The 14,791-nt window shown below is 29.4% G+C and carries 9 protein-coding genes; all 9 read left to right on the top strand.

Annotated elements, in window-relative coordinates:
• Positions 1–49 precede the first annotated feature (49 nt).
• The 9 genes from I1A51_RS13220 (at position 50) to I1A51_RS13180 (ending at position 14,763) form a co-directional block, all read left to right on the top strand.
• A complete protein-coding gene (locus I1A51_RS13220) occupies positions 50–706 on the top strand; it encodes an MIP/aquaporin family protein (RefSeq protein WP_196894660.1) in 657 nt (218 codons plus the stop codon).
• 335 nt (positions 707–1,041) lie between these two features.
• A complete protein-coding gene (locus I1A51_RS13215) occupies positions 1,042–1,854 on the top strand; it encodes a hypothetical protein (RefSeq protein WP_196894658.1) in 813 nt (270 codons plus the stop codon).
• 16 nt (positions 1,855–1,870) lie between these two features.
• The gene (locus I1A51_RS13210; RefSeq protein WP_196894656.1) at positions 1,871–2,632 is read left to right on the top strand and encodes a hypothetical protein; all 762 of its coding nucleotides are present in this window, start codon (positions 1,871–1,873) and stop codon (positions 2,630–2,632) included.
• A gap of 8 nt (positions 2,633–2,640) precedes the next feature.
• Positions 2,641–3,648, top strand: a complete 1,008-nt coding sequence (locus tag I1A51_RS13205; protein WP_196894654.1) for an ADP-ribosylglycohydrolase family protein — start codon at positions 2,641–2,643, stop codon at positions 3,646–3,648.
• 32 nt (positions 3,649–3,680) lie between these two features.
• Entirely contained in the window at positions 3,681–4,247 is a 567-nt protein-coding gene (locus I1A51_RS13200; RefSeq protein WP_196894652.1) for a metallophosphoesterase, read from the top strand.
• A gap of 39 nt (positions 4,248–4,286) precedes the next feature.
• Positions 4,287–4,916: a hypothetical protein gene (locus I1A51_RS13195; protein WP_196894650.1), complete on the top strand. Its 630-nt coding sequence runs from the start codon at positions 4,287–4,289 to the stop codon at positions 4,914–4,916.
• A gap of 95 nt (positions 4,917–5,011) precedes the next feature.
• Positions 5,012–5,944 (top strand): peptidylprolyl isomerase, encoded by a 933-nt coding sequence (locus I1A51_RS13190; RefSeq protein ID WP_196894648.1) that lies wholly within the window; start codon positions 5,012–5,014, stop codon positions 5,942–5,944.
• 77 nt (positions 5,945–6,021) lie between these two features.
• The gene (locus tag I1A51_RS13185; RefSeq protein ID WP_196894646.1) at positions 6,022–6,621 is read left to right on the top strand and encodes a macro domain-containing protein; all 600 of its coding nucleotides are present in this window, start codon (positions 6,022–6,024) and stop codon (positions 6,619–6,621) included.
• A gap of 345 nt (positions 6,622–6,966) precedes the next feature.
• Positions 6,967–14,763 carry a T9SS type B sorting domain-containing protein gene (locus I1A51_RS13180; protein WP_196894644.1) on the top strand — a complete coding sequence of 2,599 codons (7,797 nt, stop codon included), beginning with the start codon at positions 6,967–6,969 and terminating at the stop codon, positions 14,761–14,763.
• Positions 14,764–14,791: the final 28 nt, after the last annotated feature.

Raw genomic sequence — 14,791 nt, 5'->3', positions numbered from 1 at the left:
ATATTAATTATTATCGTAATATTGCAATATTATAATAATAAAAAAGAAAGTGAAAACGTACATTGCTGAATTTCTTGGAACATTTGCTTTAGTTTTTTGCGGAACTGGAGCAATCGTCATTAATGATGTTACAGGTGGAGTAATAGGGCATGCTGGAATTGCTATAACTTTTGGTTTAATTGTCGCTGTGGTGATTTATACTTTTGGAAGTATTTCTGGAGCACATATTAATCCGGCGGTAACTTTGAGTTTGGCTTTAGGAAAGCAATTCGAAGCGAAAAAAGTACTTCCTTATATTATAGCACAATTATTAGGGGCATTTTTAGCTTCTTTAACAATGGCTTTTTTATTTCAACATGAAAATCTAGGAGCAACATTACCAAGAGAAACAGAAGCACAATCTTTTGTTTTAGAATTCATTTTGACATTTTTGTTAATGTTGGTCATTCTATTTGTAAGTAACAAGAAAGACATTAGTCATTTTACGGGTTTTGCTGTTGGTGCAATAGTATTGTTAGAAGCAATGTTCGCAGGACCAATTACGGGAGCTTCCATGAATCCAGCACGTTCAATAGCTCCTGCGATTGTTTCTGGAAATATCTCGAGCCTTTGGGTATATATTTTCGCGACTACTTTAGGTGCAATTGTTGCAACATTTACATGGAAATATCTTTTTCATGACAATAAAACAATTGCTACAAATTAATTTTTTAGGACGAATCCTTTTTTGTTTAAAAACTTAAAAAAGGTCGGGCTTTTCGTTCCAAGTTTTGTATTTCAAAAAAAGATTTTCTAAAGAAATCCGTGGGCTTCTTAGGTCGCCTCCGTTTTCAAAGAAAATCTAATTTTTATAAACAAAAGCTTTCCTCTACAATCCCTTTCGCAAAAAAACAAAGTTAACAAAATTTAGATTTTCAAGTTAAACAAACAATTTTCTTCTTTTGTTTATAAATAAAGTTTCTTCTATATTTGTGGGTCTACTGCTATGAATATTAAATTTTTACCTTAATTATTTTAGTATAGATTTCATAGAATAAAAAAATGAAAAGAAATTTACAAATATTGAAATCATTCTGGTTTCTTTTAGCACTAATACTTCTTCTTTTAAATGACTTTGTATTGAAAGGATTTTATAATAATTGGCTCACAGGAAAACTGTCAGACTTCGCAGGTTTATTTATCTTTCCACTTTTTTGGACAGCTTTTTTTTCAAAGCATAAAAGGATTTTATTTTGGTTGACAGGTCTATTTTTTATCTTTTGGAAATCACCTTTTAGTCAAATTATTATTGATACATGGAATAATTTTGGAATTTTCTCAATATCTAGAGTAGTTGACTATTCAGATCTAATTGCTCTGTTAGTTTTACCTCTTTCCTTTTACTTTGAATCAAAAAAAGAGAAAATAACAACAATTCGTTTATCTCCAATAATTCCTTTGACCTTTGCTATTTTTGCATTTGTTGCTACATCTAGACATCAAAAGATCATTAAAGAAAACCTTATTACTTTTCATATAAAACATTTTTCTAAAGACAGTTTAATAAATGTTATCAAGCAAAGTGAATTTAATGTAGATTTTGATGACCAACAAAATTCTAAATACAACGAAAAATATTTGATATTCCGTAAAATTAATAATCAAATATATGATTTAGTTGTCTCAATTGACGATTTCAATGAAGTAGATAGTACAGTTAAAATAACTTTATATTACTGGGATGTTGTTAGTGAAAAATCAGAAAATAAAGACAAAAAGAAAATACTTTTTAATCAAGAAAAAGAATATATTAAGAAAATATTTGAAGAAGAAGTGATAAAAAAAATAGAAAAAGATTATTATAAAAAAAACTAAATAATAAAAAATTAAAATGAAAAATAACAACATGGATCCTTTAGAAGAGTTTCAAAAAATATTGAATGAACAACATGAAAATGCAGTAAGCGGAATTAATCAAAAATTATTTGATGATATTATAAAAACTGCAAAAATTGCTGAAAAAACTGAAGATGATGAAGAGTTTAAAGATTTAACAAATAATCTACGTGAAAGATTTAAAAATGAAGACTTAAATCAAGTAACAGATTTGTTTATTTATTGTCAAGGATTTTTGTCTAGAAATGATGATCCAGTTCCGATGCCATCAAAACTTTGTATTTCTTTGGGAAAATTATTTACGGAGGAAAATCTGTATTATACTGCTTGTAAAATTTATGATCAAGATGAAATTGAAAGTGGTTGTGCTCTTTCTTTTTTAGGTTATTTAGCTATTTTTGAACAACACGAATCTTATATTTTTAATTTTCTAAATGAAAATTTTGAAGGTTTTTCTCAAAACAAAAAGACGGAATGTGTGTATCAACTAAAAAGCATTTTTCCTGAAAATGAAATTGCAAAAAAAATCATAGACAAAAGTGGAATTACCGAATACAAACTTGTCTTTAGTACTGATGAAGATTCTTCTTCAAAACCAATTACATTTAAATTGGAAAACGAGAAAAGGAATAAAGAAAACCAATCAACATCAGAATCTAAAATTTCTTCTGAAAATAATAAAAAAGATGATTTTATTAATAATACTGAAGAAAAGAAGAATCCGAAAAGAGTATGGTGGAAGTTTTGGGGAAAATAGATTAAACTATGAATATTGAATCTTTCTTAATAGGAACTGCAATTGGAGATGCATTTGGTGCAGGAGTTGAATTTCAAGATAGAGATTGGATTGCTAAAAATGTTGATTTTACAAAATTTGTAAATGCTAGAAATAAAATAAAAATTTCTGAAGATAAACTTGAATTATTTACAGAAAATTATACTTCTTGGGATTATACAGATGATACAGAAATGACAATTGGAGTGATGAATGCTTTAATTTCAAAACAAGATTTTTCGGAAGAACTTTTAATTTCAAAATGGTTAGAAGAATATCAAAGAGGAATTAAATTAAAAGGATATGGAAGAAATGGTCATGGTTCTATACGATGGTTTTTTTCTGATGAAAAAACAATAGAAGAAGTAAGAGAATTTCAAAGATATAGAAGTAATCCTGGAAATGCACCTGCAATGCGAGCAGTTCCAATTGGTTTTCTTGACGAAAATTTAATTAATTCCTATGCAGAAATAAATGCAAATGCAACGCATCCGAATGAAATTGCAATTATTTCAAGTCAGTGTATTTCTCGGGCAGCACATTATTTATTAATAAAAAATGAAGATCCAAAAAATATTATTGATTATTGTTTGGACACAGTAAATTGCAATGCTGAATATATTGATTATTTGAATAAAGTAAACCAAATTGATATTCATAAATCATTGACAGAAAAAGAATATTCAATTTTGTGTGGAAAACAACCTATTGAAAAGCCTTATTTTCTTCCAGGAATTAAAGGAGTTCCTTCAGATTCTAAATTGACGGTTGGTTGTGTTTTATATATTTTGAAAAAAAGTAAAACACCTTTTGAAGCTTTAAAATATTCTGTTTTATTAGGAGGAGATGTGGATTCTGTAGCATCAATTACAACAGGTATTTTGGCTGGTAAAATGGGACTCAAAAGTATTCCTCAATTTATGTTAGAAAATGTAGAAGGTGTTGATTACTTAAAAAATGTCGCTAAAAAGTTTAAAGATGGAATTAATTTAAAATGACATAATTAAAAAAATTAAAAGAATTAGAAAAGATGAGTAAAATATTTTTTACATCAGACCATCATTTTGGTCATAAGAATATTATCAAATTTTGCGAAAGACCTTTTGCAAATGTTGAAGAAATGAATGAAACGTTAATTGCGCGTTGGAATGAAAAAATAAAACCAGAAGATGAGGTATATCATCTTGGAGATTTTGGAATGACAAAAGACAATGAATTGATTGCTGCTATTTTAGATAGATTAAATGGAACAAAATATTTAATTGTAGGAAATCACGAAGGATCTGCATTAAATAATCGAAAGAAATTTAAATGGGTAAAAGATTATCATGAACTAAAAGTGAAAGATTCGGATTGTAAAAATGGAGTGCAAAGAATTATTTTATTTCATTATGCAATGCGTGTTTGGCGAAGTGATTCTAGAGGAACTTGGCATTTATATGGTCATAGTCATGGAAATTTACCAGATTTAGAAGATCGATTGTCATTCGATGTAGGAGTGGATTGCCATGATTTTTATCCTTTATCGTATGAAGAAGTAAAAGAAATTATGAAAACAAAAAATTGGGAACCTCCTTTTGATAAAAGAGAAAATTAAGATTTCTAAAAATTAAATATCAATAGTATAGAATTATACATGAATAAATTAAAATTAAATAACAATCAAATATTAGGATTGTTTACATGCAGTTTTGGAATCATTTTACAAGAGTTTTTTCAAAATTATATTGGTTTTCCAATGGCATTTTTTGGATTTATAGTCTTTTTAGTAAGTTCAAAATTGAATATGGCAATTATTGGTTCTTTTTTCCTGCTAGGTATAGGTTATTATTTAAGGATTTTACATTTATCTATGGGCAAAGAAATAATTATTTTCAGCTTGATAAGTCTTATAATTTTAAGCTTTGTTCAATTTATTCTTAAAAAATACAAATTAGATATCATTTTAATTTGGCTTTCTTTTATAATTCTTTTTATAGGTTTCTATTTAAAAATAGAACATCTAATCTTAGATAATGAATTAATGACAATAGGATATTCTTTGATTAGTATTAGTTACTTCTATCGATTTATTAAAAAGAAAATTAAAGTTTTTGAAGATTATAATAAATTACTATTAGTTTTTAGTTGGTCTATTCTTTCTATATTCAAAATGTTACATTTGGTAGGAAGTCAATTTTTATCTTATGTCTTTATAATTATTTTATGGAGTTGGTTAATTTTGTCTTTGATTAAAGATCTTAAATCAAATCATATAGCAAAATAAAATTAGTCTATTGATTAATAATTGTAGAAACTAAAAGAAAATTTTCAAATTTTATAAAACTAAAGTATCTTTGCGACAACAAAAATTACGACAAAATGGATAATGGATTATATGCTAAAATCAACACGTCAAAAGGTTCGATTTTAATAAACTTAGAATTTGAAAAAACTCCTGGGACAGTTGGAAACTTCGTAGCTTTAGCAGAAGGAAATATGGAAAATTCAGCAAAGCCTCAAGGAACACCTTATTATAATGGAATTAAATTTCACAGAGTGATTGAAGATTTCATGATTCAAGGTGGAGATCCTCAAGGAACAGGAGCTGGAGGACCAGGATATAATTTTGATGATGAGTTTCATCCAGAATTAAAACATGATAAAGCAGGAATTTTATCTATGGCAAATGCAGGTCCTGGAACAAATGGATCACAATTTTTTATCACACATGGACCAACTGCTTGGTTAGATGGAAAACATACTGTTTTTGGAAATGTTGTGGAAGGACAAGATGTTGTGGATGCTATTGCACAAGGAGATGAGATGGAATCAGTAGAAATTATCCGTGTTGGAGAAGCTGCTGAAAAATTCAATGCAATTGAAGCTTTCCGTACTTTTGAAGGTGCAAGAGAAGCAAGAATTGAGGCCGAAAAAAAAGAAAAGGAAGCAGAATTAGAAAAATTATCAGCTGGTTTCAAAAAAACAGCTAGTGGATTACGTTACCAAATGATTCAAGAAGGAAAAGGACCAAAAGCGGAAGCAGGAAAAATGGTTTCAGTTCATTATAAAGGGCAATTAGCTGATGGAACTGTATTTGATTCTTCTTACAAAAGAAAGCAACCAATTGATTTTACTTTAGGAATTGGTCAAGTAATCGCAGGTTGGGATGAAGGGATCCAATTATTAAAAGTTGGTGATAAAGCTAGATTTGTAATTCCATCTGACTTAGGTTACGGAAGTAGAGGAGCAGGAGGAGTAATTCCACCAAATGCAGTTTTAATTTTCGATGTAGAATTGATGAAAGTGAAATAAATTTAAATCAATTATAAAATATAGAAAAGCTATCTCTGCAAAATGAGATAGCTTTTTTTTTGAAATAAAAAATAGATATGAAATACACATTAATTAGCAATAATCCTGAAATGGTTGTTGCATGGAAAAAATTTTTTAGAAAAGAAGAAAATGTTGAAATTTTGGAAGGAAACATCATAACTGCAAAAGCAGATGCTATTGTAAGTCCAGCAAATTCTTTTGGTTTTATGGATGGTGGAGTTGATTTAGCAATTTCAATGCATATTGGTTGGCATGTGGAAGATGAATTAAGAAAAAGAATTCAAGAATTACCTGAAGGAGAATTATTGATTGGAAATGCAATGGTTATTGAAACAAATCATAAAGATTTCCCATATTTGATTTCTGCACCATCAATGAGAGTTCCGATGAGTTTTAATATTGCAACTTCGGTGAATACTTATTTAGCAATGAAAGCGACTCTAATCACAGCAAAAAATCATTCTAAAATTGAAAGTCTAACAATGACAAGTTTTTGTACTGGAACAGGAAGAATGAATTTTGAAATTGCAGCACATCAAATGTATGAAGCTTTTTTAGAAATCGAAAAAGGTAAAAAAAAGAGTTATAAAGAGTATGGAGATGCGCAAAAGTATCAATATGAATTGAATCCGAAAGGGATGATTTTTGATTATTAATTAAAGAAAAAGCTTCGATAAAAAAATAAAATTATGGAGGCTTTTTTTAGTTGTAAATTGAAAGAAATTAGAATGAAAATAAATAACTGATAAACGTCATTTTTTTATGAAAAATTAGGTGTTTTTTTTCAATTTTCAGAATAGTGAAAAAAGGATGATTATTTTTAAAGTACTGTTTTTAAGCGGTTTAAATTATTTGTGTTTAATAAAGAATAAAAGAATAAAAGGTGTTAAATGTTGATTATCATTGTATTATAATAAAACTATAAAAATTAATTAAAAATAAATGTTAAAATCATAGCTTTTAATACATTTGTAATACTAAAATATAATAATTTATTACAAATGATTAAAAAAATAATAATACAATTATTGTTTTTATTTGTATTCAGCAATGTTTTCTCACAAAAATTGGAGATTAATGCTGATAATTCCCCAAATAATTACGAATTGCTTAGCTTAGAAGAGTTGGTAGAAGAGGTTTTTATTGATGGCGATTGTGTAAACATCAGTTCAATTTCTACAGTTGTAAATCCATCTTTTTCACCCACCCAAAAAAATCAAAAGAATTATGGGTATTTTCAAAGACCAGATGGCGTAGATTTTCCTTTTGAAAATGGTATTATACTTTCAACAGGAAATGCTCACAAAATTGGAAACACAAATGTCGGAACACCTTCAAGTTATGGAGGAGGAGCATGGGAAAATGTTTCAGATCCAGATTTAGAAACGTTACTTCAAAGTCCATCTTTACACATTGAAAATGCAACAAGTTTTGAGTTTGATTTTGTTGCACCAGCAGAAAGTACATCTTTTAGATATATTTTTGGTTCTGATGAATATGCAAGTCAATTTTATGCTTGTGGTAATTTTGTAGATCCATTTGCTTTTATTTTAAGTGGACCTGGAATTCCAACGACTGTTGCATATGATCACGATTCAAAATCAACTACTCCAGATGTAGATTTAAATTTAGGTGGAGTAAATATAGCTCTAGTTCCAGGTAAAACAGTACCTGTAAAAGTTACAACGATACATAATTATAATTGTGCGGATGCAGCAGCTGATGGATTTGATAATAATTCTGCATTATTCGTAGATAATTATCCACAATTAAATACAGGAGGAGGAACTGTTCCGATGACTGCTATAATTGAAGGATTAGTACCTGGAAATACGTATCATTTAAAATTAGCTATTGGAGATGTACAAGATCATTATAAAGATTCTTTTGTGTTATTAGAAGGAGGAGGATTTAAACTTCAAGCTCCAGAAATTGAAGATATCACTCAATTAGTTTGTGAAGGAGATAGTTATATTTTAGGAGGAGATGATATTGGAGCTTCAGGAACATATCAGTGGGAATCTTATGATGCTGTAAGTGATACTTGGAATCCAATTCCTGGTGCAACACAACCAACACATGAGGTTTTTGTTGATGGAACATATAGAATTAATTATACTTATAATCCTACTTGTAAAGAATCAAATGAAATTACAGTAGATTTTATTCCAGAAATTGATATAAATGATTCTGTTGCAGATTGGACTGTTTGTGATGTTGATTTAGATTTTACTTTTGATTTAACAGCAAAAAATGCAGAAGTAAGTGGAACAAATGATCCAGCAGATGTTCATGTGACATATTATACAAGTCAAGCTGCAATGGATGATCCAGCAAATGCAATTACAGAATTACAAGTGACTTCTGCGACACCAGTTACAATTTGGGCAAAAGCTTCTCATATTGATGGAGGTGGAACAGTAGATTGTTTTCAATCAACTTCTTTTGATTTAATTCTTGTGCAATCTGCAATTTCTTCAGATTTAACTCCATTATTAAGTTGTGATGAAGTTTCAGGAGTAAATCCAGCAGGAGAAGAAATGTTTGATTTAGCAAATCCTACAACATTAGGAGAAATGTTAAATGGAGCAAATCCAGCAGATTTTGAAATTAAATACTATACAGATAATGCTTTAGTGAATGAAATCTTAACACCAAATGCATTTGTAAATACAACAAATCCTCAAACAATTTATATTGATATTAAATCAAAAGATGCTTCGGGGATGCCAATTGATGATGCTTGTAGCTCAACTATTCCTTTAGAATTACAAGTTGCAGATTTACCTACAGCAAATATGCCAGCAGCAACAGATATTTTTAGATGTGAAAGTGATGCTGATTTTAATTTTGATACTTTAAAAACACAAATAAATAATGCAGATGATATAACAATTACTTTTTCTTCAAGTGGAACTCCAATTACTACTTCAACATATGCAGGAACAGATGGAGAAGTCATTCAAGCAGCAATTGTAAATAATGCAACAGGTTGTACAACAACAATTGATTTCACTTTAAATGTTGGAGCTTTACCAACTTTAGCTGTGATTCCAACTGAAATTATGTGTGATGATGACGGAGATAGTCAAGTAGTTTGGGATTTAACTGTAAACACGACAACTTTATCAAATGGAGATTTATATGATGTAACATATCATACAGCAACTCCAGATGCTTCTAATCAAATTGCAATTCCAACTGCATTTTTAAGTGGAACAACAACAGTTCACTTTTTATTAGCAGACAAAACAACAGGATGTACAAATCAAGGAACTTTTGAAATTGAAGTAAATCCAACTCCAGTTGTAGATGCAGAATTTGATTTTGTTTTATGTGATGATGTTCCAATTGATGGAAATAGTTTATTTGATTTAACAACAATTAGTTCACAAATTCTAGAAGGAACAACAAACTTAAATGTACAATTTTATGAATCATCTTCATTTACGTTTGCTCCAGGTTCTTTTGCACCTTCTAATCCGATTACTGATATAGCAAATTATGTATCTAATACAAAAACAATTTTTGCTTATACATATAATACAGTTACAGGGTGTGGAATTACATCAAATGTGAATTTAGCTGTTCAAGATATTCCAATTAATTTAGGAGTAACAGATTATGAAGTTTGTGATGATGCAACAGATGGAGATGCTTCAAACGGAATTTATCAAGGATTTATTTTACAAGATAAAAATGATGAAGTTTTAACAACAACTACTGGAACTGTATCTTATTATTTAACAGAAACAGATGCAAATGCTGGTTCAAATGAAATTGATGCGGCAGCTCCTTTTACAAATCCAACTGCAAATTCTTCAGAAATTTGGGTTAGAGTTGATGTTGAAAATAGTTTAGGAGAAGTTTGTTCAGGAATTACAAGTTTTAATTTAGTTGTAAATCCAATTCCAGAAATAAATCCTGTTGAAAATTTAGAAACTTGTGTGAATTTAAGTGGTGTTGCAACTTTCGATTTAACAGAAGTAAATACACAATTATTAGGAGCGCAAACAGGGATTTCTATTTCTTACTTTACAAATGAAGATGCTGCAAATGCAGGAGATGAAACTGTAGCTGAATTTATTTCAAATCCTTCTTCATTTGAAACTTCAGAATCAGGATTACAAACAATTTATGCAAGATTACAAAATGATGTTACGAATTGTTTTTCTGTTGCAACTTTTGAATTAACAATTAATACATTGCCAGAACTTCCAGCAGAACCTGTTACTATGTTTGTTTGTGATGCTCCAATTAATGATGGAATCGGAACATTCAATCTTTTAAGTTTAGAATCTACTATTTTAGGTGGAAATACAGGTCTTGCAGTTACAGGATATTATGAAGATTTAGCATTAGGAGCAGATGGGTTTCCTACAGGAATGGCAATTATAGAGCCTTCTAATTTTAATTCTAGCTCTAAAACTATTTATGCTTTTATTCAAAATGTAGTAACACAATGTGGAATTTCAATTCCAATTGAATTAACTGTAGAAACTGTTGTAATTAATGAGGAAGAGATTTCTCATATTGAAATTTGTGATGATGATTTTGATGGTTTAGGATTATTTAACTTAACAGATAGAGAATCTGAAATTTTATTACCAGGAGCGAATCCTGCGGATTTTGTTATTAATTATTACAATTCAGAAGCAGATGCTTTAGCAAATACAAATGCATTAACTCCAGATGAGGTTGTAAATTACCAAAATGCAACAGAAAATGTTCATCAGGTTTGGGTTCGTGTTGGAACAGAAAATGCGAATTGTGCTGCATATACAAGTTTTTACACAATTGTACACCCAAAACCATTAATTAATGAAGTTGAAAATTTAGAGGCTTGTGATGATGGAGATGGAGCAGTGATTTTTGATTTAACACAAGCAAATGAAGATATTTTAAATGAGCAATTAGGAATTACAATTACTTATTTTGTGGATTTAAGTGAAGCAAATATTGGAAGTGAAACTTCTTGGGCATTTATTGATAATCCAACTGCTTTTGAAAATACAGTTACACCAGAGCAAACAATTTATGCACATTTAAAAAATGATGTGACAGGATGTTCAAGTGTTACACCATTTAATATTCAAGTAAATCCACAACCAGAATTACCTGAAGTTTATGAAATGATTGTTTGTGATGATGATATTAATGATGGAATCACAACTATTTATTTAAATAATGCAGATAATTATCACACATTTGATACACCTGGGTTTACAGTAACTTATCACCATGAAGAAACTGATGCAATTGCAAATACAAACGCAATTTCCTCACCATTTATCAATAACGCATATCCAAATGCTTTTGATGTTTTTGTTCGTATCGAAAATAACTTTACACATTGTTCTATTATCACAACAATGAATGTAGAAATTGTAAATTCACCAGAATCAACAATTCCAACTCCATTAAATGTTTGTGATCCAAATAATGATGGTTTTGCAGAATTTAATTTAACATTAAAAGACACAGAAATCACACATGCAATTGGACAAGTTTCTGTTACTTATTTTGAAGAATTAATCGATGCTGAAGAAATGGTTTTTGCAAATGCGATTGATACACCAGAAGCTTATGCAAATGTAGATATTAATACACAAACTGTTTATGCTTTAGTTAGAAATGAAATTACAGGTTGTACAGATATTGTTGCTTTAGATTTAATTGTAAATCCAACACCAACCGTTACAGAAGTAGAAGGACTTGAAAAATGTGATGATGATGTTGCAGATGGATTTACTTTATTTGATTTAACAATTAAAGAAGGAGAAATTGTTGCAGAAACAGGAATTACTTTTGAATATTATTATACAGAAGCAGCAGCAATCGAAGGAGATATCACAAATACTGAAGTTGGAACAGGATTTATTTCAAATCCGACAGGATTCGTTAATAATGTAAATCCGCAAACAATTTGGGTGCGTGCAGAATATAGCGATACAAATTGTGCGAATGTTGTTCCATTAACAGTTACAGTAAATGAAAGACCAGTTTTAGCACAACCAACTCCAATTGAGTTTTGTGATGATGCAGAAGATGGAGATGATACAAATGGAATTGTACAGCAATTTTTACTTTATGAAAAAGATGCAGAAATTTTAAATGGTACAACAGGAATTGTAGTGTATCATGAAAATTCTGTGGATGGACCAATTATTAATAAATTAGAATTATATGAAAATATTACTTCAGGTTCGCAAGCTGTATATGCAGTTGTAACAAATCAAGAAACTGGATGTATGTCCTATGTTGTTTTAGATTTAATTGTAAATCCACTTCCAGTTGTTAAGCCTCAGGAAATGCTTGAAGAATGTGATGATGATAGTGATGGATATGCTTTCTTTGATTTAACAGAAATTCAAGATTCATATTCTGGTTCAGATAATTACAAGGTTTCTTTCCATATTACAGAACAAAATGCTTATGGAGATGAATTACCTTTACCTTTAAATTATTATTCGGTTGCAAATACAATTTATGTTCGTGTGGAAAATGAAACTACAGAATGTTTTATTGTTCTTCCACTTGAATTAACTGTAAAAGGAAAACCAGAAATTTCTCCTATTGAAGATGTTGTATTTTGTGATGATGATACAGATGGACAAGGAATATTTGATTTATCAGTTGTAAGAGATCAAATTCTTTCAGATGATCCAACATTAGTTATTACAATGTATCAAACAGAAGTTGATGCTGAAAATAAAGATAACCCAATAGATATAGATGCTCCTTTTGTAAATGCAACACCAAATAATCAAACAATCTGGATTCGTGTAGAAAATTCAGCAGGATGTTATATTATAGAAAGTTTTGATTTAATTATTGAAGAAATTCCTACAACAATTACACAAAGTCAACTTCATTTATGTGATGATGATTATGATGGTTATACGGTTTTCGATTTATCACTAAAAGATGATGAATATTTAGTAAACCAATTAGGAGTTACAGTTACATATCATACAACAGAAGAAAATGCGAAAAATGATGTAGAAGATATTGCAGATTATACTTCATTTGTAAATACAACTGTTGATGCTCAAGAACTTTATGTTCGTGTGGAAAATGTAACTACAGGATGTTTTAATACTTCTACTTTAACTTTAGTTGTAGAGCCGCTTCCACAACCAAACTTTAATCCAGAAGCTTTAGCTGTTTGTGATGATAATTCAGATGGAATTGCTATTTTCGATTTGACACAAACGACAGCAGATATTATCAATGGACAAAACCCAGCAGGTTTAGAATTGAAATATTATGAAGATGAAGATTTAACTTCGGAAATCACAAACCTTTCTTCTTATGCTTCAGAGACAAAAACAATTTATGTAAAAGTTAGTAATGTTTACACTAATGATGATGTTACTGAAGAATATTGTTATGTAATTGTTTCTTTAGAATTAATTGTAAATGCTTTACCAGAATTAGAAATCTCAGATGAATTCTATTATTGTGTTTTACCTGGAGAAACAGAAACTACTTTCAATTTAAATGATATTACAGAAGATATTTTAGTTTCTACTACAGATATTTCAGTAAAATATTATTTCACACAAATCGCCGCAGAATCAAATAGTCATGCGAATATTGTAAATCCAATTACATTAACGATTACAAGTGAAACAACTATTTATGTAAGAGTTGAAAATGAAGTTACAGGATGTGTAAATGTGGATAGTTTCGTATTGAAATTAGGAGAGAAACCTGAATTATTAGATACAATTGATACTTATATTGTTTGTGGATTTAATGGTGTTGGAATATTTAATTTTGATACATTAAACTTTGTAGTTTCTCCAGCGATTTCTGATGTAAATATTACTTATTATACTTCTGAAGAAGATGCAGAGAACTTAGTAAATCCAGTTTCAAATACAGCTTATGAAAGTGCAGCAAGTACAATTTGGGCAAATGTTCAAAATATTGAAACAGGATGTTATACAGTTACTTCTTTCGAAATTGATGTAGAAGAAACTCCAGTTTTTGAAACAAATGAAACAGAGGTTATTTGTTTATACGAAAATCCAATCGATGGACAAATTGAAACGGAAATTTCAGTATTAAATCCAGAAGGAGATTATACTTATGAATGGACATATAATGGAACTGTTTTAGATGCTACATCGGAAGAAATTTTAGTAAGTGAAGAAGGAACCTATACGGTAAAAGCAACTAGTCAAGAAGGAACATTAGCTTGTGAAAGTGAAGTTCATACGATTGAAGTTGTAGGTTCTTATATTGCAAATCTTACAGCGGATGATATTGTAGTTTCTGGTTATATTGATGAAGCAGGGAATAATACAATTGCAATTAATACAACGAATTTAAACTTTGGAACTTATGAATTCTCAATCGACGGTGGAGATTCTTGGCAAACTGCTCCAGTTTTTACAAACGTTGGAGGAGGAGATTATGTATTAATGATTCGTAATGTTTTAGGTGGAGGATGTGACAATCCAACAATTGCTTTTGGAGTTGTTGATTTCCCTAAATATTTTACACCGAATAATGATGGAGTTCATGATACATGGAATATCTTAGGATTGAACAATGATTCTGTAATTAGTGCTGATATTTATATTTATGATAGATATGGGAAATTAATTACAAAAGTGCAAAAGAATTCTGACGGTTGGAATGGATTGACAAAAGAAGGAAATCCTTTACCATCTTCAGATTATTGGTTTACTTTAGAAATTGTGAAAAAAGTAAGACAAGCTTCTGATGGTTCAATTGTAACAAGAACTTACAGTAAAAAAGGACACTTTAGTTTGATTCGTAGATAATCATTCAAAACATATTTTAAAAAGGCTT

The sequence above is a fragment of the Aureivirga marina genome, assembly GCF_015767265.1.
GTDB lineage: Bacteria > Bacteroidota > Bacteroidia > Flavobacteriales > Flavobacteriaceae > Aureivirga > Aureivirga marina.
The sequence above is the reverse complement of the archived record's forward strand: the minus strand, read 5'-3'. Positions and strand labels throughout refer to the sequence as shown.